Source organism: Stenotrophomonas sp. MMGLT7 (genome assembly GCF_021168555.1).
Lineage (GTDB): Bacteria > Pseudomonadota > Gammaproteobacteria > Xanthomonadales > Xanthomonadaceae > MMGLT7.
Map to the genome: position 1 here is coordinate 104,509 of NZ_JAJOZS010000008.1, position 23,736 is coordinate 128,244.

29 protein-coding genes are annotated in these 23,736 nt (G+C 68.4%); all 29 read left to right on the top strand.

The window, feature by feature from the left end; all coding sequences use genetic code 11:
• The first annotated feature begins 177 nt into the window (after positions 1-177).
• The gene (locus LRX76_RS11810) at positions 178-903 is read left to right on the top strand and encodes a hypothetical protein (protein WP_231805402.1); all 726 of its coding nucleotides are present in this window, start codon (positions 178-180) and stop codon (positions 901-903) included.
• Complete coding sequence (locus tag LRX76_RS11815) at positions 900-1,340, top strand: hypothetical protein (protein WP_231805404.1); 441 nt, start codon at positions 900-902, stop codon at positions 1,338-1,340. The genes LRX76_RS11810 and LRX76_RS11815 overlap by 4 nt, the downstream gene beginning before the upstream one ends.
• 1 nt (position 1,341) lies before the next feature.
• On the top strand, positions 1,342-1,629 hold the full coding sequence (locus LRX76_RS11820; protein ID WP_231805406.1) for a hypothetical protein: 288 nt from the start codon (positions 1,342-1,344) through the stop codon (positions 1,627-1,629).
• Positions 1,626-1,940: a hypothetical protein gene (locus tag LRX76_RS11825; RefSeq protein ID WP_231805408.1), complete on the top strand. Its 315-nt coding sequence runs from the start codon at positions 1,626-1,628 to the stop codon at positions 1,938-1,940. Before LRX76_RS11820 ends, LRX76_RS11825 begins: the two co-directional genes overlap by 4 nt.
• Positions 1,930-2,244, top strand: a complete 315-nt coding sequence (locus tag LRX76_RS11830; protein WP_231805410.1) for a hypothetical protein — start codon at positions 1,930-1,932, stop codon at positions 2,242-2,244. The genes LRX76_RS11825 and LRX76_RS11830 overlap by 11 nt, the downstream gene beginning before the upstream one ends.
• Positions 2,245-2,249: 5 nt before the next feature.
• Positions 2,250-2,798: a DUF3486 family protein gene (locus tag LRX76_RS11835; protein WP_231805412.1), complete on the top strand. Its 549-nt coding sequence runs from the start codon at positions 2,250-2,252 to the stop codon at positions 2,796-2,798.
• On the top strand, positions 2,798-4,249 hold the full coding sequence (locus tag LRX76_RS11840; RefSeq protein ID WP_231805414.1) for a terminase family protein: 1,452 nt from the start codon (positions 2,798-2,800) through the stop codon (positions 4,247-4,249). Before LRX76_RS11835 ends, LRX76_RS11840 begins: the two co-directional genes overlap by 1 nt.
• The gene (locus LRX76_RS11845) at positions 4,246-5,748 is read left to right on the top strand and encodes a DUF935 family protein (protein WP_231805416.1); all 1,503 of its coding nucleotides are present in this window, start codon (positions 4,246-4,248) and stop codon (positions 5,746-5,748) included. The genes LRX76_RS11840 and LRX76_RS11845 overlap by 4 nt, the downstream gene beginning before the upstream one ends.
• Positions 5,749-5,913: 165 nt before the next feature.
• Complete coding sequence (locus LRX76_RS11850; RefSeq protein ID WP_231805418.1) at positions 5,914-6,699, top strand: phage minor head protein; 786 nt, start codon at positions 5,914-5,916, stop codon at positions 6,697-6,699.
• On the top strand, positions 6,696-7,211 hold the full coding sequence (locus LRX76_RS11855) for a phage virion morphogenesis protein (RefSeq protein WP_231805420.1): 516 nt from the start codon (positions 6,696-6,698) through the stop codon (positions 7,209-7,211). The genes LRX76_RS11850 and LRX76_RS11855 overlap by 4 nt, the downstream gene beginning before the upstream one ends.
• Positions 7,212-7,432: 221 nt before the next feature.
• A complete protein-coding gene (locus LRX76_RS11860; protein WP_231805422.1) occupies positions 7,433-8,581 on the top strand; it encodes a hypothetical protein in 1,149 nt (382 codons plus the stop codon).
• Positions 8,582-8,959 (top strand): hypothetical protein, encoded by a 378-nt coding sequence (locus LRX76_RS11865; RefSeq protein WP_231805424.1) that lies wholly within the window; start codon positions 8,582-8,584, stop codon positions 8,957-8,959.
• Positions 8,960-8,984: 25 nt separating this feature from the next.
• On the top strand, positions 8,985-9,920 hold the full coding sequence (locus LRX76_RS11870) for a hypothetical protein (protein WP_231805426.1): 936 nt from the start codon (positions 8,985-8,987) through the stop codon (positions 9,918-9,920).
• A 72-nt stretch (positions 9,921-9,992) separates the two neighbouring features.
• Positions 9,993-10,451, top strand: coding sequence for a hypothetical protein (locus LRX76_RS11875; RefSeq protein ID WP_231805428.1), 459 nt, complete (start codon positions 9,993-9,995; stop codon positions 10,449-10,451).
• Positions 10,452-10,457: 6 nt separating this feature from the next.
• The gene (locus tag LRX76_RS11880; protein ID WP_231805430.1) at positions 10,458-10,883 is read left to right on the top strand and encodes a phage protein Gp36 family protein; all 426 of its coding nucleotides are present in this window, start codon (positions 10,458-10,460) and stop codon (positions 10,881-10,883) included.
• Positions 10,880-11,452, top strand: a complete 573-nt coding sequence (locus tag LRX76_RS11885; protein WP_231805433.1) for a phage protein Gp37 — start codon at positions 10,880-10,882, stop codon at positions 11,450-11,452. Before LRX76_RS11880 ends, LRX76_RS11885 begins: the two co-directional genes overlap by 4 nt.
• Entirely contained in the window at positions 11,452-11,679 is a 228-nt protein-coding gene (locus LRX76_RS11890; RefSeq protein ID WP_231805437.1) for a DUF2635 domain-containing protein, read from the top strand. The genes LRX76_RS11885 and LRX76_RS11890 overlap by 1 nt, the downstream gene beginning before the upstream one ends.
• Before the next feature lie 3 nt (positions 11,680-11,682).
• Positions 11,683-13,143: a phage tail sheath subtilisin-like domain-containing protein gene (locus LRX76_RS11895; protein ID WP_231805440.1), complete on the top strand. Its 1,461-nt coding sequence runs from the start codon at positions 11,683-11,685 to the stop codon at positions 13,141-13,143.
• A 10-nt stretch (positions 13,144-13,153) separates the two neighbouring features.
• A complete protein-coding gene (locus LRX76_RS11900) occupies positions 13,154-13,522 on the top strand; it encodes a phage tail tube protein (RefSeq protein ID WP_231805442.1) in 369 nt (122 codons plus the stop codon).
• Positions 13,519-13,821 (top strand): hypothetical protein, encoded by a 303-nt coding sequence (locus tag LRX76_RS11905; protein ID WP_231805444.1) that lies wholly within the window; start codon positions 13,519-13,521, stop codon positions 13,819-13,821. The genes LRX76_RS11900 and LRX76_RS11905 overlap by 4 nt, the downstream gene beginning before the upstream one ends.
• A 126-nt stretch (positions 13,822-13,947) precedes the next feature.
• Positions 13,948-15,744: a phage tail tape measure protein gene (locus LRX76_RS11910; RefSeq protein ID WP_231805446.1), complete on the top strand. Its 1,797-nt coding sequence runs from the start codon at positions 13,948-13,950 to the stop codon at positions 15,742-15,744.
• A complete protein-coding gene (locus LRX76_RS11915; RefSeq protein ID WP_231805448.1) occupies positions 15,741-16,949 on the top strand; it encodes a DNA circularization N-terminal domain-containing protein in 1,209 nt (402 codons plus the stop codon). Before LRX76_RS11910 ends, LRX76_RS11915 begins: the two co-directional genes overlap by 4 nt.
• Positions 16,942-18,012, top strand: coding sequence for a phage baseplate assembly protein (locus tag LRX76_RS11920; protein WP_231805450.1), 1,071 nt, complete (start codon positions 16,942-16,944; stop codon positions 18,010-18,012). Before LRX76_RS11915 ends, LRX76_RS11920 begins: the two co-directional genes overlap by 8 nt.
• Positions 18,012-18,536: a phage baseplate assembly protein V gene (locus tag LRX76_RS11925; protein WP_231805452.1), complete on the top strand. Its 525-nt coding sequence runs from the start codon at positions 18,012-18,014 to the stop codon at positions 18,534-18,536. Before LRX76_RS11920 ends, LRX76_RS11925 begins: the two co-directional genes overlap by 1 nt.
• The gene (locus LRX76_RS11930; RefSeq protein WP_231805454.1) at positions 18,536-19,012 is read left to right on the top strand and encodes a phage GP46 family protein; all 477 of its coding nucleotides are present in this window, start codon (positions 18,536-18,538) and stop codon (positions 19,010-19,012) included. Before LRX76_RS11925 ends, LRX76_RS11930 begins: the two co-directional genes overlap by 1 nt.
• Positions 19,002-20,057, top strand: a complete 1,056-nt coding sequence (locus LRX76_RS11935; RefSeq protein ID WP_231805456.1) for a baseplate J/gp47 family protein — start codon at positions 19,002-19,004, stop codon at positions 20,055-20,057. The genes LRX76_RS11930 and LRX76_RS11935 overlap by 11 nt, the downstream gene beginning before the upstream one ends.
• Entirely contained in the window at positions 20,048-20,689 is a 642-nt protein-coding gene (locus LRX76_RS11940; protein WP_231805458.1) for a putative phage tail protein, read from the top strand. The genes LRX76_RS11935 and LRX76_RS11940 overlap by 10 nt, the downstream gene beginning before the upstream one ends.
• A complete protein-coding gene (locus LRX76_RS11945) occupies positions 20,686-22,893 on the top strand; it encodes a sialate O-acetylesterase (RefSeq protein ID WP_231805460.1) in 2,208 nt (735 codons plus the stop codon). Before LRX76_RS11940 ends, LRX76_RS11945 begins: the two co-directional genes overlap by 4 nt.
• A 19-nt stretch (positions 22,894-22,912) precedes the next feature.
• Complete coding sequence (locus LRX76_RS11950) at positions 22,913-23,683, top strand: hypothetical protein (protein WP_231805462.1); 771 nt, start codon at positions 22,913-22,915, stop codon at positions 23,681-23,683.
• Positions 23,684-23,736: the final 53 nt, after the last annotated feature.

A 23,736-nucleotide genomic window follows, 5' to 3' on the forward strand; every position in this document is an offset into this window, starting at 1 on the left:
GAGCGCCACTCTTCCGCGCGCGCGCGTAGTTGTATTTGGACCGCGGTCAAATGACCGCGCCCGCCGAAGCCGTGACACTCACCCCGTCGATTTGGTGCGCCCGCGGGGGGATGCACCAGGCCGGCGGGCATTCCTCCTCGTCTGCCCGCCGGCCACCTCTACAGGAGCTGGCAGGGCATGAGCACGTCGCGCGGTATCCGCAACAACAATCCGGGCAACATCGATCGCAACAACGCCAACAAGTGGCAGGGCCGCATGCCGCGCGAGCGGATGAACGCCGAGCAGCGTGCCGAAACGCGCTTCGAGGTATTCGTCAGCCCGGCCTACGGCATCCGCGCGATGTGCATCCTGCTGGTCAACTACTTCGACCGGCATGGCTGCGACACCGTCCGCAAGATCATCAACCGCTGGGCACCGCCGGTGGAGAACGACACCGGCGCCTACGGCCGCGCGGTGGCCCAGGCTGTGGGCGTGGATGCGGACACGTGGATCAACGTCCACGAATACCGCCGCCTGCGCCCGCTGGTGGAAGCCATCATCACCCACGAGAACGGACGCCAGCCCTACAGCGGCGACGTGATCGAAGAGGGCCTGCGCCTGGCTGGCGTGACCAAGCCGGACGCCGCGCCTCTGGTGGCGGTGCCCAAGGCGGCCACCACGGCGGCCGTGACCGCGGCCACCACCGGCGGCGCGGTCGCCGTGGCCGAGGTGGTGCAGCAGGTGACCCCGGTGATCCAAGGGCTCATGCCGGTGGTCCAGCAGGCCAATACCGTGGCGCAGTCCACCGCCGGCATGCCGTCCTGGCTGCGTCTGGTCGTGGCCGGGGTGGTGCTGGTCGCCGCCGGCGCCAGCGTCTACACCTGGTGGCGGCTGCGCCGCGCGCGCCAAGCGGTGGCGACGTGAGCACGATGATCGCCCGCGTGGCGCTGATCCTGGTGCTGGTCGCCTTCCTGGTCGGCGTATGGATCGGCCGCGGCTGGGGCCAGAGCGACCAGGGCGACGAGGTCACCCGGCTGACCGGCGAGCTGACCGCGCTGTCCCGGGACCTGGCCACCGCGCGCTCCACGGCCACTGGCAACGCCGATGCAGCCAAGGCCCTGCGCGACAGCCTGAAGACCGAGCGCGACCAGCGCCTGGCCCAGCAGCGGGCCGCGGCCGCGGAACTGGATGCCCGCGCCGGCCGCATCGCCCAACTCGAACGCAAGGCAGCCCAGCGCCGGGCTGCCCTCAAAGCAAAGGTGGAAACCGATGAAGATTGCACTGCGCTGCGCCGCATGCCTGTGTGCGCTGCTCTGGCTGACGGCCTGTGGGGCCAGCCGGCAACCGCTGGGCCGCACTGAAGTGATCGAGTGGCCGGTGCTGGTGTATGCCGAGCTGCCGGCCTCGTTGACCGAGCCGGTGGCGGCGCCGGCCCCGCCGCCAATGGGCTGCCGGCTGACCAGCGGCCAGGCGGTGCCTTGCGTGCTCGACGGTCTGCTGCGCGAGCAGGAGTGGCAGCAGCTGCTGCAACGGATAAACGACGACCGCTCGACATCCGGACGCCTATCGTCGGCGGCGGTGCTGCAGAAATTTCCAACGGAGGCCCCTGCGTCTCAATCCCTGAGCCTGGATGAGACGAAGGTCCCATGAAAGTGCAGTTCGAACTGTGGCAACTGATCACCCTGGCGCTGACGCTGCTCACCATCCTGGTGGGCCTGGGGAGGCTGTTGCTGTCGCAGATCGAGCGGCGCTTCGACGAGCGGCTGGGTGTCCTGGGCGCCGATGCCCAGGGCTGGCGCGAGACCGAGCGATCGGTGCTGGCGCTGCGCGCCGAGCTGGCCGAGCGGTACGTGCGGCGGGAGGACTACATCCGAGGGCAAACGGTGATCGAGGCCAAGTTGGACGCCATCAGCAGCGAACTGAAAAACGTGCAGATCCAGGGGGCAAAGCGTGAGCATTAAGTTGGACATGGACAAGGTCAGGCGCGAGCAGCAGCGGTGGATCTTGCTGCTGGCGCTGCACAACGCGGCACCCTACGGCGCCTACGAGGAGATCCTGATCAGCACCGTGCAGGCGCTCTACCCGGATGCCACGCAGCTGGAGGTGCGCCGCGCCCTGGAATACCTCAAGGACCGCTGCATGATCGGGCTGGACAAGAAGCCGGACGGCCGCTGGTTCGCGGACCTGAGCCGCCTGGGCACCGACATCGTGGAATACACCGTGGACTGCGCGCCGGGCATCGCCCGGCCCGAGAAGTACTGGTAAGCCCCATGCCGCCTCCCAGCAAGATCGACCAGCTGCCGGAAGACGTCCGCGCCGAGCTTGAGCAGCGTCTGATCAGCAACGGCTTCAGCGGCTACGTGGCGCTGTCCGAATGGCTGGCCGACGCCGGCTACAGCATCGGCAAGAGCGCCCTGGGCGTGCATGGGCAGAAGTTGGAGCGCCGGCTGGCCGCGGTGAGGGCCAGCACCGAGGCCGCCCGCCTGATCACCCAGGCCGCGCCCGACGATGCCGACGACCGCAGCAACGCGATCATCAGTCTGGTGCAGACCGAGATCTTCGACGCCATCCTCGCCTTGCAGGAAGTGGCCGAAGACGGCGAAACGCTGGACCCCGCCGCTCGCATCACGTTGCTGGGCAAGGCTGCGAAGAACATTGCCACGCTCAGCCGCGCCAGCGTCAACCGCAACAAGTGGGCGGTCGAGGTCCGCAGCAAGGTCGAGGCAGCGGCCGCCGACGTGCGCAAGCTGGCCGCCGGCGCCGGCGTGTCCGAGGAGACGCTGGCAGCGATCGACGCGCGCCTGCAGGGAGTGGTCTGATGGGCCGCGCCCGCTGCATCCCTGCCGATCCCAAAGCGATCTTCCTGCTGTCGCAGTCCAAATGGATCAACGACCGTAGCCGCCTGAAGCTGGGCGAGAAGTCGCGCCAGATCGGCTGGTCCTGGACGACGGCCCATGCCTGCGTTCGCCGCACCGCCCAGCAGGGTACGAAGTGGGACCAATGGGTCAGCAGCCGCGACGAGATGCAGGCGCGGCTGTTCATCGACGACTGCAAGCTGTGGGCGGACGTGCTGGCGCTGGGCGCGCGTGACTTCGGCGAGCAAGTACTCGACGGCAAGCAGACCAGCTTCGATCTGCGCTTCGCCAACGGCCGCAGCATCCACAGCATGTCGTCCAACCCGGATGCGCAGGCCGGCAAGCGCGGCGGCCGTGTGCTCGACGAGTTCGCCCTGCATGCCGATCCGCGCAAGCTGTGGTCCATCGCCTACCCCGGCATCACCTGGGGCGGAAGTCTTGAGGTGTTCAGCACCCACCGCGGCAGCCACAACTTCTTCAACCAGCTGATCCGCGAGGTCCGCGAAGGCGGCAACCCGAAGGGGATCAGCCTGCACCGTGTCACGCTGGAAGACGCGCTCAACGAAGGGCTGCTCTACAAGCTGCAGCAGAAGCTGCCGGCGGACGACGAGCGCCAGGAGATGGACGAGCAGGCGTACTTCGACTTCGTGAAGTCCGGCTGCGTGGACGAAGAGTCGTTCCTGCAGGAGTACATGTGCGTCCCGGCCGACGACGACACCGCGTTCCTGGAATACGACCTGATCGCCAGCTGCGAGTACGCCCAGGGCACGCCCTGGGAGGTGATCGAGCGCGGCGAGCTGTATGCCGGCATCGACATCGGCCGCAAGCGCGACCTGACGGTGATGTGGATCTTCGAGCGCCTGGGCGACGTGCTCTACACCCGCGCCATCATCGCCCTGTCCAACATGTCCAAGCCCGAGCAGGAAGCCATCCTGTGGCCGTGGATTGCCCGCTGCCGCCGCACCTGCATCGACGCCACCGGCCTGGGCATCGGCTGGTCCGATGACGCCCAGCGGCGCTTCGGCGAGGACCGCGTGGAGGCGGTGACGTTCACGGGTCGCGTCAAGGAAGCGCTGGCCTACCCGGTGCGCGGCCGCATGCAGGACCGCACGCTGCGCATCCCCTACGACCCCACCACGCGCTCGGACCTGCGCAGCGTGACCAAGCAGACCACCGTGGCCGGCAACATCCGCTTCACCGCTGAGCGCACGCCGGATGGCCACGCCGACCGCTTCTGGGCGCTGGCGCTGGCAGTGCATGCCGCCAGCTCGCCGGCGGCGGCGATCGACTATCAATCCACCGGGCGCCGCGACAGCTACGGCCTCGGCAGCGCCTACGCCGACAGCGGCCTCGGCATCACCGACACCGGCTTCGGCACCGTCGGCGGCATCAACGACTTTGGAGGTTTCGTGTGAGCGAGGACGAGAACATCAAGCGCCCGCAGCCTGGGCTGGAAATCGCCTCGACGCAGGATGGCCGCGACTGGACCAATCCCCACCCCGGCGCGCTGCTACTGCCGGGCGACCAGGTGCTGCGCAACCGCGGCAGCTATGACCTGGAGATCTACGAGCGTGTGCGCAGCGACGACCAGGTCAAGGCCTGCTTCGATCAGCGCCGCAATGCCGTGGTCAGCCGCGAGTGGCAGGTGGACGCCGCCAGCGATCGCCGCGTGGACAAGCAAGCCGCCGAGCACCTGCGCCTGCAGCTGAAGCGCGTGGGATGGGACCGCGTAACCGAACGCATGCTGTGGGGTGTGTTCTACGGCTACAGCGTGGCCGAGCTGCTGTGGGACGTACAGGACGGCAAGCTGGGATGGTCGGCGATCAAGGTGCGCAACCGCCGCCGCTTCAGTTTCGCCCCCACCGGCGAGCTGCGGCTGCTGACGCCGCAGAACATGTACCAGGGCGAGCCGGCACTGAAGCCCTATTTCTGGCACTTCGCCACCGGCAGCGACCACGACGACGAGCCGTTCGGCCTGGGCCTGGCGCACTGGCTGTATTGGCCGGTGCTGTTCAAACGCAATGGCATTGCGCTGTGGCTGACGTTCCTGGACAAGTTCGCCGCGCCCACGGCAATGGGCAGGTTCGAGGAAGGCACCGACCAGGCCAAGAAGAAGCTGCTGCTGGAGGCGCTGCGCGCCATCCGAACCGACAGCGGCATCATCATCCCCAAGGGCATGGAGATCGAATTGCTGGAGGCCGCGCGCAGCGGCACGGCCGACTACAAAGTGCTGCGCGAAACGATGGACGATGCGATCGCCAAGATCACGCTCGGCCAGACGGCAAGCGTCCAGGGAACCCCCGGAAAGCTGGGGGAGGAAGAACTCAAGACCGAGGTGCGGATGGACATCGTGCGCAGCGATGCCGACCTGTCGCATGAGAGCTTCAATCTCGGCCCGGTGCGCTGGCTGACCATGTTCAACTTCCCGAATGCCGAGCCGCCGCGCGTGTACCGTGTGCTGGACGAAGAGGAGGATCTGGACACCAAGGCCGAGCGCGATACCAAGGTCATCACGATGGGCTTCCGGCCGTCGCTGGAGTACGTCAAGGAGACCTACGGCGATCACTGGGAGGAGCGGCCGGCGGTGGCCGTGCCGCTACCGGCCGACGACAATCCTCCGTCGCCGTCCGACTTCGCCGAACCCGACACCGTGGCCATCCAGCGCGACGAAGCGCAGGCCCGTCTCGACCAGCTCGAGGCGGCCGCACGCAAGAGCGGCCTGGACTACCGCACCTTCGTCGAGCCGCGGCTGCGCGAGCTGCAGGAGCTGCTCGACCAGGTCGATGACCTGCAGCAGTTCCGCGAGCGGGTGGTAGAGCTGGCCGAGGCCGAGCCCAACAGCGACCTGGCCGAGGCGCTGGCACGCTGCAACTTCGCTGCGCAGCTGCTGGGCCGCATGCCCAAGGATGCGTGATGGCTCTCCAGGGCCGCTATGACGTGATGGGCGACAACCACAGCCGCGAGAAACATCGGCAATGGGATGACCTCGTGCTGCCTTGGGGCGCTCCCTGGTGGGACACACACCCTCCCGCTGAACCGCACCAGCCACCCCGTTGCATGCCTATGAAGGACGCACGTGATGTCAGCCCTGGCGCGCTTTGACCTTCCGCCCGCCGAGGCGATCCGCTTCTTTCGCCGCAAGGGCCTGCGCACCTCGTTCGCCTGGCAGGACCTGTGGAAGGAGGAGCATGAGATCGGCTTCACCGTGGCGAAGATGGCGGACCTGGACCTGCTGTCCGACGTGCGCGATGCCGTGGACCAGGCACTGGCCGAGGGCACCACGCTGCGGCAGTTCAAGGAGCTGCTGATCCCGAAGATGGTGCGCGCCGGCTGGTGGGGCGAGCAGGAACAGGTGGACCCGCAGACCGGCCGCAAGCAACTGGTGCAGCTGGGTAGCCCGCGCCGGCTGGACACCATTTTCCTGACCAACATGGGCCAGGCGTACTCGGCCGGCGAATGGTCGCAGATCGAGGAGGCCGCCAACGATGCGCCCTACCTCATGTACGACGCGGTGGACGACAACCGCACGCGCGAGCAGCACCGCGCCTGGGACGGCACTGTGCTGCTGGTGAGCGACCCGTGGTGGGATACGCACCGCCCGCTCAACGGCTACCGCTGCCGCTGCAGCACCATCCAGCTCTCGGCGCGCGACCTGCGTGCGATGGGCCGCAGCGGCCCCGACCAGGCACCGCCCATCAAGCGCCGCGAGTGGCTCAACAAGCGCACTGGCGAGGTGATGCAGATCCCGCTCGGCATCGACCCCGGCTTCGACTACAACCCCGGCGCCAAGGCCGGCGAGCGCAAGCAACGGCTCGACGCCATGCTCGACGAGAAGCGCCAGGCACTGCGCGGTGACGCGCCATGAATCCGCACATCACCATCGACGACACGCGCGTGCAGCAATGGCTCGCGCGCCTGGCATCGGCCGGCCGCAACCCGCGCCCGGCGCTGGTGTCCATCGGCCGCTACGGCAAGACCAGCACGCAGATGCGCTTCCGCAACCAGGTCGATCCCGATGGCCGCCGCTGGTGGCCCAGCAAGCGCGCCAAGGCCACCGGCGGGCAGACGCTGGCCGATAGCAAGAATCTGTTCCGCTCCGTGGTGTGGTCTGTCGGCCCCGGCTACGTCGAATGGGGCACCAATGTCATCTACGCGGCCGCGCACAACTTCGGTATCCGCAAGTTCGTCAACGTGTCGCCACATCGGCGCCGCATGCAGGGCACCACGAAATCCGGGCGCGCCTGGGCCAAGGTGGTGCCGGTGAAGTCTTTCACGCGGATGATGTTCCTGCCGCGCCGGCAGTTCGTCGGTTTCAGTGCGGCCGACCGCGCGGAGATCCTCGACATCCTGCGCGAGTTCGTCGAAGACATCGCGTAGCGCCCATTGCCTGAGAGGGCGCAGGAGCGCGCCTGTACGCCACGCGCCACACTCGGACCTCCACGAGGTGGCGGAAGTGTCTGACAGCGCTTTCTGGCGCACCTGCGGCCGCTGACGGCCCGCAGCGAAGGAGGCATGCGCCGACCGCGCGCGCGTGAGCGTCGGAATCGTTTTGACCGCGGTCCAATTACTTCATCCGGCGCTGGGGCAAGACTGGCCCCATGACGACGTCACAGACCACCACCGCAGCACCGACCTGGATCGAAGGCATCCGCGTCGGCCGGCATCCCTCGGCATCCGGCCAGCTGGTCGATGTCACGCCGGAGATCCTGCGCGAGATCGCCGAGACCTATAACCCGGAGCTGCACGAGGCGCCCGTGGTGGTCGGCCACCCCAAGCACAACGCGCCGGCCTATGCGTGGGTCGGTGGCGTGCGCATCGATGGCGACGTGCTCTCGTACTACGAGCGTGACGTCGAGCCGCAGTTCGCCGAGCTGCGAGCCGAGAAGCGCTTCAAGAAGCGCAGCCTGTCGCTCTATGCGCCCAACAACCCCGGCAATCCGACGCCGGGCAAGTGGAACCTGCGCCACGTCGGCTGGCTGGGCGCGATGCCGCCGGCGGTCAAGGGCCTGAAGGATGCCCCGCTCGATTTCAGCGACAGCGACGGCGTGGTCGAGTTCTCGTTCTCGGATCGCCGCTGGGGCTTCGGCCGCGTCGCCGAGGTGCTGCGCCGCCTGCGCGAACGAATGATCGAGACGGATGGCCTGGAGACCGCCGACTCGGTGCTGCCCAGCTGGGAAATCGAATCGATCCGGGAGGCCTCCCAGCCCGACACGGAAATCCCCGTGCCTGCGTTCTCCGATTCCACCGATCCCGATCTCAATCCAACCGAGGAACCCACTGTGACCGATCGCACCGCAGAGTTCGCCGAGCGCGAACGCCAGCTGGTCGAGCGCGAAGAGCGTATCGCCGCCCATGAACAGGCCAGGGCGCAGGCCGCCGCCCAGCAGCGGCGCGACGACGCCGTGGACTTTGCCGATGGCCTGGTCCAGGCCGGCAAGCTGCTGCCTCCGCAGAAGGCTGCCGTCGTCGAGCTGATGCTGGCACTGCCCACCGACGCGCCGCTGGAGTTCGGTGAAGGCGCCGACCGGGTCGAACAGCCGGCCGCCGATCTGCTGCGGGATCTGCTGGAGGCATTTCCGCCGCAGATCGACTTCGCGGAGAAGGCGCGCCGCGAGGACTCGCTCGATTTCAGCGACCCCACAGCCCTGGCGGATGCCGCGCGGGCGTACGTCGAAGAACAGCACAAGGCCGGCACCGACATCTCGGTATCGGCGGCCGTCGCCCATCTCACCAAGGGAGCCAAGTAAATGCACATCCCCGGTCTCACCAATGCGTTCCTGGCGGGCGCTGCCATTGCCGCCCGCCGCATCACCAAGCACGGCGCCGCCGACGGCGAAGCGCTGCAGGCCGCCGCGGCGACCGATGCGCTGAACGGCATCAGCACCGACATCCCCACCGCTGCCGGGATGACCGTCGATGTGACCCGCAGCGGCCTGGCAGCGGTGGAGTACGGCGGCGCCGTCGCCGCTGGCCAGCCGCTGACCGCGGACGCGCAGGGGCGCGCCGTGGCGGCCGCACCGGCGGCCGGGGCGAACGTCCGAATCATCGGCTTCGCCGAAGTCTCCGGCGTGCTCGGCGACATCGGCTCGGTCTGGATCGCGCCTGGCGTGATCCAGGGCGCGTAACTCTTACCCACAAGGACACCTCTCTATGTCTGGCACCGTTGCCCCGTTTCCCACCGATCCGGTCCTGACCGGCATCGCGATCGCCTACCGCAATCGCCGGCTGATCGCCGACCGCGTACTGCCGCGCATCCTCGTCGGCAAGCAGGAGTTCAAATACTGGAAATTCAAGCTCGAGGAGGGCTTCACAGTCCCCGACACCCGCGTCGGCCGCCGCAGCCGGCCCAACCAGGTCGAGTTCAGCGCCGATGATGCCCTGGGCTCCACGGAAGACCACGCGCTGGACTTCATGGTGCCGCAGGCGGATATCGACAACGCTCCGGCCAACTACAACCCGGTCCACCGCCACGTCGAGCAGACCACCAATCTGATCGATCTGGACCGCGAGGTCCGGGTGGCCGGGACGGTTTTCGACGTCGCCAGCTATGCCACCGCGAATGCCGAGACGCTGTCCGGCACCGACCAGTGGAGCGACCCGGCCAGCGATCCGATCCCCGCGATTACCGACGCGCTGGATTCGGTGATCATGCGGCCGACGCTCGGTGTCTTCGGCCGGCGTACCGCTACCCTCCTGCGCCGCCATCCCAAGGTGGTGAAGGCGTTCAACGGCTCCCTGGGCGATTCCGGCATGGTGCCGCTGGCCTGGCTGCAAGAGCAGCTCGAGCTGGAGGAGATCGTCGTTGGCGAAGGCAAGCTCAACGTGGCGCGTCCCGGTCAGCCCGCGAACCTGCAGCGCGTATGGGGGCCGCACGCGGCGTTCCTGTACCGGGACAGCCTGGCCGACAACAACAGCGGCACCACGTTCGGCTTCACCGCCCAGTGGGGGACGCGCATCAGCGGGTCCTGGCCGGATCGGAACATCGGCATGCGCGGCGGCCAGGCCGGCCGCGTCGGGGAATCGGTCGCCGAGGTGGTCTGTGCGAAGGATCTCGGCTTCATCTTCGAGAACGCCGTAGCCGAGTGATTGGCCGCCACTGATCGCCCCACTCATGACGTCGCGGCCCGGACTTCCGGGTCGCTTTTCGAGGGTATGAACATGTCCAGCTTCATCGTCCGGCGTGACAACTTCAAGCACAGCGGCAAGCACGTGCCGCGCGGCCAAGTGGTGGACCTCACCGACGCCCAGGCTGCGCCACTGCTGCTGCGCGGGGCCATCCGTCCGGCACCCGTCAAGACCGCCCCGCTGCCTTCCGCGTCGGTGGATGAAGGCACCGCACCGAATACCGAGAGCGCAGCCGACCAGGAAGGAACCAGCGTCATGGACGACGCGAGCAACGATGCCGCCCCCGGCCTGGAGAGCCAGGCCGGGGATGCGCCCGCCATCGAGTCGGCCGACCCGAACCCGAACACCGAGAGCGACGACGACGACGGCTCCCAGGAAGGTACCAGCGCCACGGATGGCGCGAGCGACGACGACGCCCCCGCACCCGTCAGCTCGAGCAAGACCCCGGCCAAGCCCCGCAAGACCACGGCCAAGGCCAAGGCCAAGGGCTGACCGCGCATGTCCTACGCCACCCAAGCCGACCTGGTCGCCCGCTACGGCGAGACCGAGATCATCCAGCTGAGCGATCGCGCCAACACCGGCGAGATCGATGCAGCGGTGGTCGCGGCCAAGATCGCCGACGCGGATGCCGAGATCGATGCCTACCTCGCCGCGCGCTTCGACCTGCCGCTGCAAGTGGTACCGACCGTGCTGCAGCGGGTGGCGTGCGACATCACCCGCTACCATCTGTACGACGACCGCGCCACCGAGGACGTGGTGCGCCGCTACAAGGCCGCGATCGAGTTCCTGCTCGCGGTCCTCAAGGGCACCGTCAGCATCGGCGTGGACGCCGCCGGCGCCGAGCCGGCCGGCACGGATCTGCCGATGATCGATGCCACGCCGCCGACGTTCGGCCGCCGCCTGCTGGGGGACTTCACGCGATGAGCATCGCCGGGGTCGAGCAGCACCTCATCGACACGCTCAAGGCCACCTTCGGCGCCACGCTGAGGGCGGTCGAGAGCCTGCCGGCGGACTGGGACGACGAGACGTTCCGGCGCGTGTTGCGCCAGGCGCCCGGCCTGTTCGTGGTGTTCGGCGGCGGCCCGCGCAACGAGGACGAGAGCGAACCCGGCCGCGTTGTGATCGACTCGCGTTGGGGCGTCATTGCCGTCACCGCACACTCCAGTGGCGAGCTGGCACGGCGCCGCGGCGACAAGCGTGAGATCGGCGCCTACGACATCATCCAGCGCGCCTCGCGCCGGCTCGAAGGCCATGCGGTCCCCGGTAACGGCGAGATCCAGGTGCGCGAGGTCGAGAACCTCTTCAGCGCGCAACTGGAAAAGCAGGGCGCCGCGCTGTACGGCCTGCACCTGGTGCTGCCCATGTACCTCACCGGCGACGACGACATCGAGCCCGCGCTGGACGATTTCATCACCTGGAACAACGCCATCGCCACCGTGCCGGCCGACGGCCAGGCCGAGGCCACCGACACCGTCACCCTGGAGCAAGCCTGATGAGCACCGCCTACCTGATCCCGCGCACCGGCCTGGCCGTGCTGCAGCCGCGCGACCACAAGCGCCCGGTGCCCACGCCGCTGCCGGCCGAAGGCGCCACCGTGACGCTGACGCCTTACTGGCGCCGCCGCCTGGCCGATGGCGACGTCACCGCCGGCGAGCCGCCGGCCCCGGCGCCCACGCCCGCCAAGACCGCGAAAGCCACCAAGACCACTACCGGGGAATAACCCATGACCATCGTCTTCAACGACATCCCCTCGCGCATCCGGGTGCCCGGTCACTACGTCGAGGTCGACAACTCCGAAGCCACCAGCAACCCGTCCACCATCGACCAGCGCGTGCTGCTCATCGGCACGCGGCTGGCCGCCGGCGGCGCCGCGGCCAACGTCATCCAGCGCATCAACTCCAACGCGCAGGCGGTGGAGTACTTCGGCCGCGACTCGCAGCTGGCGCAGATGGTGGCCGCGTTCCGCGGCGCCAACACCACCACGCCGCTGTATGCCGTGGCAATGAACGAGCCCGCCGCCGGCGTGGCGGCTACCGGCACCGTCACCGTGACCGGCCCGGCCACCGCGGCCGGCACCCTCGCGCTGTACGTCGCCGGCCAGCGCCTGCAGGTGGGCGTGGATGCGGGCGAGGCTGCAGCCTCGATCGCCACCGCGATCGCCGCAGCCATCAACACCGCCAGTGGCCTGCCGGTCACTGCCGCGGCCGCCGCCGGCGTGGTTACGCTGACCGCGCGCCACAAAGGCGTGGTGGGCAACGGCATCGACGTGCGCGACAGCTACCAGCTGGGCGAGTCGCTGCCGGCCGGTGTCGGCCTGGCCTACGCGCTCACCAGCGGCGGCACCGGCACCCCGGACATCGATGCGCTGATCGCCGCGCTGCCGGACATCCAGTACACCACCTGGTGCCTGGGCCACAGCGACTCCAATACCCTGGCCGCGGTGCAGGCCGAGCTGGAGTCGCGCTGGGATGGCATGCGCATGATCGAGGGCCACGCGATCGCCGCGGCCGTCGGCACCCAGGCCGAACTGACCACCCTGGGCGAGAGCGTCAACTACGAGCACGTGACGCTGATGGGCCTGCACCGCGCCCCGCATCCGGCCTGGACCTGGGCGGCCACCATCGCCGCGGTGGACGCCGCCGAGGAAGATCCGGCGCGCCCGCGCCAGACCCTGGAGCTGCCCGGCCTGTACGCGCCGGCCGAGGCCGTGCGCTTCGGCTGGGAAGAGCGCAACACGCTGCTCTACAGCGGCATCAGCACGTACAAGGTGGACAGCGACGGCACCGTGCGCATCGAGCGGCTGATCACGCTGTACCGCGAGGACAGCGTGGGCAACGAGGACACCAGCTACCTCGACCTGGAGACGATGCGCACGCTGATCTACATCCGCTACTTCTTCCGCGCCAACGTGCTCTCGCGCTACCCGCGGCACAAGCTCGCCGACGACGGCGCCGTCTACGACGCCGACCAGGCCGTGGTCACGCCCAGCGAGTTCAAGTGCTACCTCCAGGCGCTCTACGCGCAGCTGGTGTCGGCGGTGATCTGCGAGGACTACGCCGGCTTCGCCGACACGCTGGTGGTGGAGCGCGATGGCAGCGATCCCAACCGCCTCAACACGCTGATGCAGCCCAACCTGGTCAACCAGGCGCGGGTCTTCGCCACCAAGATCCAGTTCAAGATCTAAGGAGTAGCACATGGCCAATCCCCTCAAGCGCCTGGGCAAGGCGAAGATCAAGGTCGGCGACAGCCTGGTGGACAGCATGCCCGGCGCCACCCTGATCCCCGGCGGCGCCGGCCGCACCACCGTGCTCGGCGCCAATGCCGTGCTGGGCTTCACCGAGACGCCGGCGGCCAGCCACGTCGAGTTCAGCGTGGCGATCAAGCGCGGCTTCGACCCGATGAGCCTGCACGTGGACAACGCCAGCATCGTGTTCGAGGGTGACACCGGGCAGATCCACACGATCAGCAACGCCTGGTCGCTCAACCCGCCCACGATCGACTCGGGCGCCGGCACTGCGGCTTACGTGTTCGAAGGCCCGGCGGCGACGCAGGTGATCGGATGAGCGCGCAGGTCACCGGCACCCTCAAGCACGGCCTGAACATCGCCGGTGCGCTGCAGAAGGAATTCGTGCTGCGCGAAGCGCTGGCGAAGGACATGTTCGCCGCCGAGGAAGATGCCTCGCCCGATCGGCCGATGACGTACCGCGCCGCGCTGCTGGCGCGCCAGCTGGTGCGCCTCGGCACCTACGAAGGCCCGTTCACCCTGGGCATGCTCGGCGAGCTGAAGGGCGGCGACCTGGGCCAGCTGATGCTCAAGCAAAAGGAGCTGGACGTGCTGGGGGAAGCCGAGCAGCCCGGCTGAAGCATCGCCTCGAAGCCGAGCTGCTGCTGGGGCTCAAGACCGGCTGGACACCGCAGCAGATGCGGCAGCTGCCCGAGGCGGAATTTCTGTGGTTCACCCGACGACTCCTGGATCTGACCGAAACCGATGACTAGCCCGCTCACCCTCGCCGCGCGTCTGCAGCTGGAGTCACGCCAGTGGGTCCAGGGCCTGACGCAGGCGCAGGGTGGGACGAAGAAATTCATCAGCGGGGTGCGCTCGGAGTTCGCGCAGCTGCGTGGGTTCCTCAACTCGACCACCGGCATGCTGGCCCAAGTGGGCCTGGGCTTCGGCGCGCTCAACACCGTGATGTCTTCGGCGAAGACCGACCAGGCGCTCACGCGGGTCAAGCAAACGGCGGATCTGACCACCAGCCAGGTGGTGCAGCTGCGCACCGAGCTGCACGGCATGGCGCAGGATACCGGCATCGCCTTCGACGGCCTGCGCGGTGGCTTCGACCAGCTCGCCGCCGGCGGCCTGACCTTCGGCCAGGCGCTGCCGACGATCGAGGCGATCAACAAGAACATGCGCGTCACCGGTTCCGAGGCGACCACGCTGGCTAGTGCGCTGCAGAGCGCGCAGACCAACTTCGGCTTCGACCTCACCCAACCGGGCAAGGCGCTGGAACTGCTGGACAAGATGACCGTGGCCGGCCGCGCCGGCGTCATCGAGATCGAGGATCTGGCCGGTGTGTTCGGCACCGCGGCCAGCAACGCCAAGGCGGCCGGGCTGACCTTCGAGCAGACCCTGGCGCTGTTCGAGGGCCTGGGCACGGCGACGACAAAGGAACGCGTCGGCACGCTGGTGGACAGCACGCTGCGCCTGTTCACCAACGCCAACTACATGAAAGAGGCGCAGAAGGCCACGGGCGTCAAGTTCTTCGACGCGCAAGGCGATCGCCGCAACCCGCTCGACATCCTCACCGACATCAAGGCCGACTACGACAAACTGACCACCGATCGCGACCGGTTCGCCTTCGTCAGCAAGGCCTTCGGCAAGGCCGACCTGGACACGATCAAGGGCATCAACCAAGCGATGGCCGCCGGCCGCATCGACCAGATCCGCGAGATCGCGGCAGCAGTCCAGGGCGCAAGCGGTACGACGATGCGCGACCTTCCCGAAGCCATGTCCAACTCGGTCGCCCAGGCCGGCGTGCTGCGCGAGACGCTGTCCACGGTAGGCGACCAGGTCTCGCAGCCGATCAACAAGGCCCTGGCCGACACCATCAAGGCGCTGACTTCGGAAGACGGCCTTGGCCTCAACGGCTGGGAGTTGCTGGGCGGCGGGGCGCTCGCTGCTGGCGGTGCCTATGCCGGCGGCCGGATGGCGAAGGGCGCGCTGGGCCAGATCCTGTCGAAGTTCGGCGGCAGCACGGCCTCGCTGGGCGCGGGCCTGGTGGCGGGCACCGCGCTCCAGCAGGCCGGCGCCGCCACGCCGGTCTACATCGTCGGCGCCGCCCCCGGCCTGTTCGCCGACATGGGCGGCGGCAACCCGCTCGATGTCGTCACCCCTGGCGAAAGCAAGGGCGGCAAGAAGGCCGGCCGCTGGGCCGGGCTGGGCTCGCTGGCGGCGATCGCCACGGCGGCCCTGCCTGCCGCAGCGCTCGCTGCTGGCCCGATGATCCGCTACGGCGGCACGCTGTCCTCCGGCATGGAAGACGAGACGCTGCAGCGCGACGTCAGCCGCACCCTGCGCCGGTCGCGCGGCAAGAGCCTTCTGCGCCGCGCGAATGATCAGGACCGGGACAACATGCCGGTCACCGGCGTGATCGCGGTCGAGGTAGACGTCAAGGACGGCCGCACCGTCGGCCGCATCACGAAGATGGAGGGCGTGCAGTCCGCGCGCGTCACCAACCCGCCGGCGAACGCCCAACGCTCCGGCCGCATGATGGAGCCCGCGCGATGAGCTGGAAGGATCAGCTGCGGCCGGCCTCGTTCCGCGGCGTGGAGTTCCACGTCGAGTACGACTACGGCACCTTCGGCCGCCGCACCGTGCCGCACGAGTACCCGTACCGCGACAAGCCCTTCGTCGAGGACATGGGCCGCGCCGCGCGGCGCATGCGCATCAACGCGATCATCCTGGGCGCCGACTACATGGCCCAGCGCGATGCGCTGATCGCCGCGGTCGAGACCGCCGGGCCGGGCAAGCTGGTGCATCCGCAGTTCGGCGAGATGCAGGTCAGCGTCATCGACGACGGCCTCACCATCGACCACAGCACCACCGAGGGCGGCAGTTGCCGGGTGTCGTTCAGCTGCATCGAGAGCGGCGACATCACGTTCCCGGCCGCCACCAGCGCCACCACCACCGTGGTCACCACGCAGGCCGCGGCGGCGCAGGAGACGCTCTCGGACACGTTCGCCGGCGGTTTCAGCCTGGATGGGCTGCAGTCCTTCGGCGTGACCGATGCGATCGAGCGCGCCGGCCGCTGGCTGGATACGGTGGAGGGCCAGGTGGGCAACCTGGCCGCCGGCGCCACCACGCCGCTGGCGGCGCTGGCCAGCGCGTTCGCTTCCGCGCGCGGCTCGATCAATGCGCTGCTCAACGCCCCGGCCAACTTCGCCAGCACGGTGACCTCGCTGCTCGGCGGCATCAGCGATGCGCTGGAGCCGCGCGATGCCGTGCGCCTGCTGACCGACCTGGTCGGCTTCGGCGACGACGAGACCGTTATCCGCTCCACCACCGCCACCCGCGAGGCGATGGCCGACAACCGCACCGCGTTCCTCGAGCTGACCCGCGGCAGCGCCACCGCCGAGGCCGCGGCGACGCTGACCGAAGTGGAATTCAGCGACTACGACGATGCGGCCGCACTGCGCGATCGCGTCACCGATGCCATCGACACCGTGGCCGACAGCGCCCAGGGCGATGACGTCTACCAGGCGCTCACCACCCTGCGCGCGGCGGTGGTGCGCGACGTAGCCACCCGCGGCGCGGACCTGGCCCGGATCGTCAAGGTCACCCCGGCGACCACGCTGCCGGCGCTGGTGCTGGCCTACCGGCTGTACGGCGATGCCGCCTACGACCTGGACCTGGTCGCGCGCAACGCCGCCACCATCGTGCGGCCGGGCTTCGTGCCCGGCGGCCAGCAGCTCGAGGTGGCCATCGATGGCTGACCTGGTGCTCAACCTCGGCGGCACGGCCTACGGCGGCTGGACCCGCATCAACATGCATCGCGGCATCGAGGAGATCGCCGGCACGTTCGAGCTGGCGCTGACCGAGCGCTGGCCGGAGCACCAGCAGCCGCTGGTCATCACGCCCGGCGCCGCCTGCAGCGTGGCGATCGACGGGCAGACCGTCATCACCGGCTACGTCGATGCGGTGGACCACGGCTACGACACAAACAGTCATGCACTCACCGTGACCGGCCGCGACAAGACCGGCGACCTGGTGGACTGCTCGGCGGTCCACGCCAAGGGCGAGTGGCGCAATGCCCGCATCGACCAGATCGCGCGCGACCTGGCGCAGCCGTTCGGCATCGCCGTGCGCATCAGCGGCGACATGGGTGCGGCGTTCCCGGCCTTCGCGATCGAGCCGGGCGAGACCGTGTTCGACTGCATCGAGCGCGCGGCGCGCCAGCGCGCCCTGCTGCTGACCAGCGACGGCCTGGGCAACCTGGTCATCGGCCAGCCCGGCAGCGAGCGCGTGGGCACCGCGCTGAAGTGCGGCGAGAACCTGCTGTCAGCCCAGGCCCGCAACGACAACGCCAACCGCTACAGCAGCTACAGCGTGCTCGGCCAGCGTGCCGGCAGCGACCAGGTCAGCGGCGGCGCCGCCGCCCAGGTCAAGGCCACCGCGGCCGACGCCGGCGTGACGCGCCACCGCCCGCTGGTGATCGTGGACGAGGACCAGGGCGACATCGCTGGCTTCCAGCGCCGCGCGAAGTGGGAGGCCGGCGTGCGCGCCGCGCGTGCGCTCACGTACACCGGCGCGGTCAACGGCTGGCGCCATGCCGATGGCCTGTGGCAGCCGAACACCCTGGTGCAGGTCTACGACCCGGTGCTGCGCCTGGACCGCCAGCTGCTGGTGCGCGACGTGGACTACGTGATGGACGACCAGACCGGACAGATCAGCCAACTGGTGCTGACCCCGGCCGAGGCATACGCGCTGCTGCCGGTGCCGGCGAAGAAGGCCCCCGGCCGCAAGAACCGCCGCGACGACGACGAGGACTTCTTCTGATGGCCGGCCTCGCAAACAAGCTGCGGCTCATGATCAGCCGCGCCGTGATCAACCTGGTCAAGGACAGCGCCAAGCTGCAGGAGGTGCAGATCTCGCTGCTCGAGGGCGAGTCGCGCAGCACCGCCGAGCGCTTCCAGCAGTACGGCTTCACCTCGGTGCCGCTGCCCGGCGCCGAGGCCCTGGCGATCGCCGTGGGCGGCTCGCGCAGCCACCTGGTGGTGATCGCCGCCGATGACCGCCGGCACCGCCTGGGCGGCCTGCAGGGCGGCGAGGTGGCGATCTATACCGACCAGGGCGACCGCATCCACATCAAGCGCGGCGGCACCATCGAGATCCACGCCAGCAGCCAGGTGCTGATCGACTGCCCGCGCGTGGAGATGACCGGCGACCTGGTCGTCGCCGGCGACGTGAGCGACCACAACGGCTCGATGCAGGAGATGCGCGACACCTACAACGGACACGACCATCCGGGCGTGACCGCCGGCAGCGCCAGCACCCAGGCGCCGACGCAGGAGATGGCGTGATGGACATCCAGACCGTCTACCACAGCGCCGACAACGTCATGCGTTTGGACTACCAGGTCGCCGCGCCGGCCCTGGCGCAGGACGATGGCCTGCTGTCGTCCGTGCTGATCAGCCTGTTCACCGATCGCCGTGCCGACGACGACGACACGCTGCCCGATGGTGGCAGCGATCGCCGCGGCTGGTGGGGGGACAGCTTCGCCGACGACCGCGGCGACCAGATCGGCAGCCGCCTGTGGCTGCTGCGCCGTGAGAAGGCCAGCGCCGAGGTGCTGCAGCGCGCCCGCCAGTACGCCACCGAGGCCCTGCAGTGGCTGGTGGACGACGACGTGGTCAAGAGCGTGGCCGTGGAAGCCGAGTGGCACCGGCTCGACGCCGGCGCCCGCACGCTCGCCCTGCAGGTGGTCCTGCAGCACCAGGCCGGCAACACCATCCGCTACCGCTTCGCCAATTTCTGGGGGTCGATCAATGGCGCTTGAGCGTCCCACGCTGCCGACGATCGTCGATCGCATCGCTACCGACATCGAGTCGCGCCTGCCGGGCGCAGACGCGCGCCTGCGCCGTTCCAACCTCACCGTGCTGGGGCGTGCCCAGGCCGGCGCCGCGCACGGCCTGTACGGCTTTGCCGTGGACCAGGCCAGGCAGTACATCATCACCAGCGCCACCGGCACGATCCTGGAGCGCTGGGCGACGATCTGGGGCCTCTCGCGCAAGACCGCCAGCAGTGCGGCCGGCGCGGTCGCCCTGGCCGGCATCGCCGGCACCGCGGTGCCGGCCGGCATCGTGCTGACGCGCTCGGACAGCGCCGAGTTCGTGACGGCTGCCGCGGCCACCCTCGATGCCAACGGCATTGCCTCGGTTGCGGTGACTGCCAGTGCGGCCGGCGCCAGCGGCAACACCGCGGCCGGCAGCAGCCTGGCGCTGGCTGCGCAGGTGGATGGCCTCGACGCCGTCGCCACCGTCGCCGCCGGCGGCCTCACCGGCGGCGCCGATGCCGAACTCGACGCCGGCCTGCGCGATCGCCTGCTCGAACGCATCCGCAACCCGCCGCAGGGCGGCGCCAGCGCCGACTACGCGCAGTGGGCGCTCGAGGTCGACGGCGTCACGCGCGTGTGGGTGTACCCGCGCCGCATGGGCGCCGGCACCGTGGGCGTGACCTTCGTCTGCGACAACCTCGACGACATCATCCCCACCGCCGCCAAGGTGGCCGAGGTGCAGGCGTACATCGACGCGCGCCGCCCGGTGACCGCCGAGATCTACGTGTTCGCGCCGGTCCCGTTCGTCGTCGATTTCAGCGTCAGCGTGACCCCGGACACCGCCGCGGTGCGCGCTGCCATCCAGGCCGAGCTGGAGGATCTGTTCGCGCGCGAGGCCGAGCCGGAGACGCTGATCTACAAGACGCACTTCGACGAAGCGATCAGCGCGGCCGACGGCGAGACCGACCACCTGGTCACCGTGCCGGCCGGCAACATCGTGCCCGACGCCGGCACCATCCCGATGCTCGGAGCGATCACATGGCTGTGACCGCGCTCGACTACCGCCAGCAACTGCAGGAGCTGCTGCCGCCCGGCGCCGCCTGGCCGCGCGATCCCGATGCCGTACTGACGCAACTGCTCGACGGCCTGGCCGAGGAGTACGCCCGCGTCGATGCCTTCATCGCTGGCCTGGTCGAGCAGATGCTGCCCGACAGCACCGCCGACCTGCTGCCCGAGTGGGAGACCATCGCCGGCCTGCCCGGCACCTGCTCGGCCCAGGTGCGCAGCACACCGGCGGCGCGCCGCGTGGACCTGCTCAGCAAGCTCGCCGCCACCGGCGGCCAGTCCGCGCCGTACTACATCGAGGTCTCCGGCTTCTACGGCGTGCCGATTACCGTCGAGGAATACCGGCCGTTCCGCGCCGGCCTGGCGGCCGCCGGCGACCCGCTGACCAACGGCGACTGGGTGTTCACCTGGACCATCCGCGCCGAGAGCCTGGCCGGCGATGAGGATGCCCAGCACACCTTCGAATGCCTGCTCGGCTCCATCGCGCCGAGCCACACCCTCCTGCGCTTCGCCTACGTGCCGGTGCCGGGATTCAAAGCGCTGCAGCTGATGAGCGGCGGCGTACTGCTGACTGCCAACGGCAGCAGCGCACTACTGTTATCGGAGAAAGCATGAGCAACGAGATCACCACGGGCAGCACGCTGGCCAGCCTGTCCTTCGCCGAGAACGCCGCCGGCGGCGAGGTCTACCTGGTCAAGAACGGGCGGGATCTGCGTGCGGCGATCGGCTCGCCGATCGGCATCGCGTCGGGGGCGGATGTGGAGGCGCTGAAGGCCGCGCAGTCGGGCGGCGTGATTGGCGAATCGACGTGGGAGCGGTTGATCACCGTCGAGCCGGGAATCAGCCAGCCCATCGGCGCCCAAGCCGATATTCCGCAGGAGTCCGACTCTGGATCGCATGTCGATCCGATCAAGCCGGGTAACCAGGTTGTGCGCAACTACGGGCGCTTCGTTCGGAGGACCGATGCACCTGATGGGTGGGAGTGGTTGCGAGAGGATACGCTCGTCGAGAGGGCGAGTCTGAGGCAGATCGGGATGAGCTACGAAACCATTGGCCGACCTGAAAACATGAGTCCGGTTGCAGGCTCGACCGCGAGCGCCAATAGGGTTGTGTTCGGCAATCCGGTGTCTGCTGATTGCCAGCTTGCCCGCCTTCGCTGCTACGTGCCCGTCGCTTCGAGGATGGTAATCGCGTCATATTCCCGTAGCGGCAATGTGTTCACACGGACCGGTGAGATCGCAGTTGCCCTTGCTGTTGGGCTGAACGATATGCCCCTGGCATCTCTCCCGGAGTTCTTCGTTGCCGCCGGCAGCTACATCGGTTTCAGTTGCCCCCACTTGCAGGTGCTAAATGGCACTGCCGGCGACGGCCTTGGGTATTGGTCCGGCGCCAGCTATGGCTTGTCGTTCAGCGCGACCGACTCGTCGCTCAACACCATTAATCAAATCCAGCTCGGTCTTGGTTTCTCCGAGATTCCTAAAGCCGAATATCTCAACGGCAAGTTCAGTGCCAGTCGTAGCCTGGCAACCGACATCGGGCGCGGTGCTGACTTCAGGATCGGCAAAGGACTCCCTTTTACTGCGGCCTCGCCGAATGCAGACCGGACCTACGTATTGGGCCAGCCTGCACCCAGCGACGGCCTTCTTCGCTCGATGCGCGTCTACGGACTGGCCGCCGGCACGGTACAAGTGAAGCTGTTCGATAAGGCTGACGACCTTTTCACTCAGTCCGGAGATGCCATTCCTGTAGGCATCGCAACTGGCGAACAGACGATAGTGTTCGGCGCGCCGATCTGCATCAAGAAGGGACAATACGTGGGCTTCTACGCCACCTCGGGTGCGCTTACTAACGTCAGCGATGCCGAGAACTACATCGGCTACTACGACAATTTTTCGGCGGGGGGAGGCAACGCCAGTTCTTTCTCGGACTCAGGCCTCGCGGCCGCGGTGTGTTTGCAGATCGCCTTCAATTTCACGGCGATGCCGGACGGCTCGTTGCTCAGGATCGCGCTCAACCGGATCGAGCAGGTTGCCGAAACTGGCGGCGATCCGCTTGAAGCGACGGCTGGGTACATCTTGGTGTGGGCGATCGGGCAATCGAACACGTCCGGTCGATCACTGGCGCTGTCGAGCAAGACGTTCACTGCCGGTCAGGCCTACAAGTACGTGCGCAACACGAACGCTCTGGAGCTGATGGCCGACCCGACTGGAAACGATGCCACCGCTGCGGCTGGCCGCGGCTCCTGGGGGCCTGCGTTCGCGGATACGATTCGCCGGCTGTCTGCCGGCCGGATCGGCGTCATTCTTGTAAATAGCGCCGAGGGTGGCACGCCGCTCTCTCCGAATTGGTTGACTGGCGGCACGCAGTGGAGTAGGGCTGTAACGGACCTCGATAGCGCCCTTGCGGCGGCCGCGACGGCGGAGTTGCCCATCGTGGGCGCCTGCGTGTACATGCAGCAGGGAGAAACAGACGCCGATAATGCAACAAGCACCACTGACTACATTTCCCGGTTTACTTCGCTCAAAGCTCAGTGTGACGCCAAGCTCGGGTCCAAAGTGCCTTTTTTGATGACCCGTATTGGCACTAAGAACACCGGCGACACGGCGGAGTACGCAAACATCCGTGCTGCTCAAAATCAGATAGCTGACACCATCCAAGGGGTATATCTCGTTCACACCGGTGCGCAATATTTCGCTTCCCGTGGGCTGATGATGGATACATTCCACTACGTGATTGGTGGCTATGAAGAAATCGGAGACGCCGCCGGAAACGCTGCATTCGGCCTGGCGCTGGGCGCACGCCCTTTGACCTTGGATTGATGCAGAAGAGGAAAAGCAGATGCACCGCATCGACACAACAACGGCCACCGCCGACCACCGCTTCACCGAGGGCAACCCCACCACCGGAGTGCCGGCGACGGTCGTCTCCGCCGACTGGCTCAACGGCGTCCAGGAAGAGATCTGCAGGGTCATCGAGGGCGCGGGCCTGGCCCTGGACAAGTCGCAGACCGATCAGCTCTGGAAGGCCATCCAGTTGCTTGTCGCGCCCTCGGCTTCGACCGAGGAAGCCGGCACCGTCCGGCTGGCCACCGCCGAGGAAACCATCGCCGGCGAGAATGACGAAAGCGCCGTCACCCCGGCGGGCCTGGCCGCGGCTGTCGTGCCCGCCACGACCGAGCGCGCCGGCAAGGTCGAGCTGGCCACCGGCGCAGAGGCGGCTGCAGGGGAGGATACCGAGCGCGCCTTGACACCGGCGGCGCTGCTGGTCGCCCTCATCGGCGCCCTTGGCGTCATCGAGATGGGGGACGGCTGGATTCGCGTCGGCACGTGGCTGCTGCAGATCGGCACCGGGAGCCTGCCCACCGGCGGCAAAGTCGCGAGCGTGGGAGTCACTTTCCCGCACGAGTTCGGCGTCTGCAACGCCGTACTGCCCATCCCAACGGTCAACCAGGTGACCGGCGGCGGCTTCAACGCCATCGTGAGCGTGCCGGCGAAATCCGCAACGGGAGCGACGGTCCAGTGCGACGTCAACGAAGCCAGCGGCAGTTTCACGATCAACACGCCGGTCACGTTCGACTACATCGCGGTCGGCACCTGGCCGACCGCATAAGACAGGGCGCCCGGTCGGCGGCGGCAACCGCCGGCCGGGCACCGCAACACACG

What these genes read in the sequence shown, in the direction of transcription:
- LRX76_RS11875 (WP_231805428.1), top strand. Translation starts at nt 9,993, where the DNA reads ATGTCCAGCTTCATCGTCCGGCGTGACAACTTCAAGCACAGCGGCAAG.
- LRX76_RS11855 (WP_231805420.1), top strand. Translation starts at nt 6,696, where the DNA reads ATGAATCCGCACATCACCATCGACGACACGCGCGTGCAGCAATGGCTC.
- LRX76_RS11870 (WP_231805426.1), top strand. Translation starts at nt 8,985, where the DNA reads ATGTCTGGCACCGTTGCCCCGTTTCCCACCGATCCGGTCCTGACCGGC.
- LRX76_RS11930 (WP_231805454.1), top strand. Translation starts at nt 18,536, where the DNA reads ATGGACATCCAGACCGTCTACCACAGCGCCGACAACGTCATGCGTTTG.
- LRX76_RS11935 (WP_231805456.1), top strand. Translation starts at nt 19,002, where the DNA reads ATGGCGCTTGAGCGTCCCACGCTGCCGACGATCGTCGATCGCATCGCT.
- LRX76_RS11925 (WP_231805452.1), top strand. Translation starts at nt 18,012, where the DNA reads ATGGCCGGCCTCGCAAACAAGCTGCGGCTCATGATCAGCCGCGCCGTG.
- LRX76_RS11910 (WP_231805446.1), top strand. Translation starts at nt 13,948, where the DNA reads ATGACTAGCCCGCTCACCCTCGCCGCGCGTCTGCAGCTGGAGTCACGC.
- LRX76_RS11895 (WP_231805440.1), top strand. Translation starts at nt 11,683, where the DNA reads ATGACCATCGTCTTCAACGACATCCCCTCGCGCATCCGGGTGCCCGGT.
- LRX76_RS11915 (WP_231805448.1), top strand. Translation starts at nt 15,741, where the DNA reads ATGAGCTGGAAGGATCAGCTGCGGCCGGCCTCGTTCCGCGGCGTGGAG.
- LRX76_RS11900 (WP_231805442.1), top strand. Translation starts at nt 13,154, where the DNA reads ATGGCCAATCCCCTCAAGCGCCTGGGCAAGGCGAAGATCAAGGTCGGC.
- LRX76_RS11810 (WP_231805402.1), top strand. Translation starts at nt 178, where the DNA reads ATGAGCACGTCGCGCGGTATCCGCAACAACAATCCGGGCAACATCGAT.
- LRX76_RS11950 (WP_231805462.1), top strand. Translation starts at nt 22,913, where the DNA reads ATGCACCGCATCGACACAACAACGGCCACCGCCGACCACCGCTTCACC.
- LRX76_RS11905 (WP_231805444.1), top strand. Translation starts at nt 13,519, where the DNA reads ATGAGCGCGCAGGTCACCGGCACCCTCAAGCACGGCCTGAACATCGCC.
- LRX76_RS11835 (WP_231805412.1), top strand. Translation starts at nt 2,250, where the DNA reads ATGCCGCCTCCCAGCAAGATCGACCAGCTGCCGGAAGACGTCCGCGCC.
- LRX76_RS11860 (WP_231805422.1), top strand. Translation starts at nt 7,433, where the DNA reads ATGACGACGTCACAGACCACCACCGCAGCACCGACCTGGATCGAAGGC.
- LRX76_RS11880 (WP_231805430.1), top strand. Translation starts at nt 10,458, where the DNA reads ATGTCCTACGCCACCCAAGCCGACCTGGTCGCCCGCTACGGCGAGACC.
- LRX76_RS11840 (WP_231805414.1), top strand. Translation starts at nt 2,798, where the DNA reads ATGGGCCGCGCCCGCTGCATCCCTGCCGATCCCAAAGCGATCTTCCTG.
- LRX76_RS11825 (WP_231805408.1), top strand. Translation starts at nt 1,626, where the DNA reads ATGAAAGTGCAGTTCGAACTGTGGCAACTGATCACCCTGGCGCTGACG.
- LRX76_RS11850 (WP_231805418.1), top strand. Translation starts at nt 5,914, where the DNA reads ATGTCAGCCCTGGCGCGCTTTGACCTTCCGCCCGCCGAGGCGATCCGC.
- LRX76_RS11940 (WP_231805458.1), top strand. Translation starts at nt 20,048, where the DNA reads ATGGCTGTGACCGCGCTCGACTACCGCCAGCAACTGCAGGAGCTGCTG.
- LRX76_RS11920 (WP_231805450.1), top strand. Translation starts at nt 16,942, where the DNA reads ATGGCTGACCTGGTGCTCAACCTCGGCGGCACGGCCTACGGCGGCTGG.
- LRX76_RS11885 (WP_231805433.1), top strand. Translation starts at nt 10,880, where the DNA reads ATGAGCATCGCCGGGGTCGAGCAGCACCTCATCGACACGCTCAAGGCC.
- LRX76_RS11890 (WP_231805437.1), top strand. Translation starts at nt 11,452, where the DNA reads ATGAGCACCGCCTACCTGATCCCGCGCACCGGCCTGGCCGTGCTGCAG.
- LRX76_RS11945 (WP_231805460.1), top strand. Translation starts at nt 20,686, where the DNA reads ATGAGCAACGAGATCACCACGGGCAGCACGCTGGCCAGCCTGTCCTTC.
- LRX76_RS11865 (WP_231805424.1), top strand. Translation starts at nt 8,582, where the DNA reads ATGCACATCCCCGGTCTCACCAATGCGTTCCTGGCGGGCGCTGCCATT.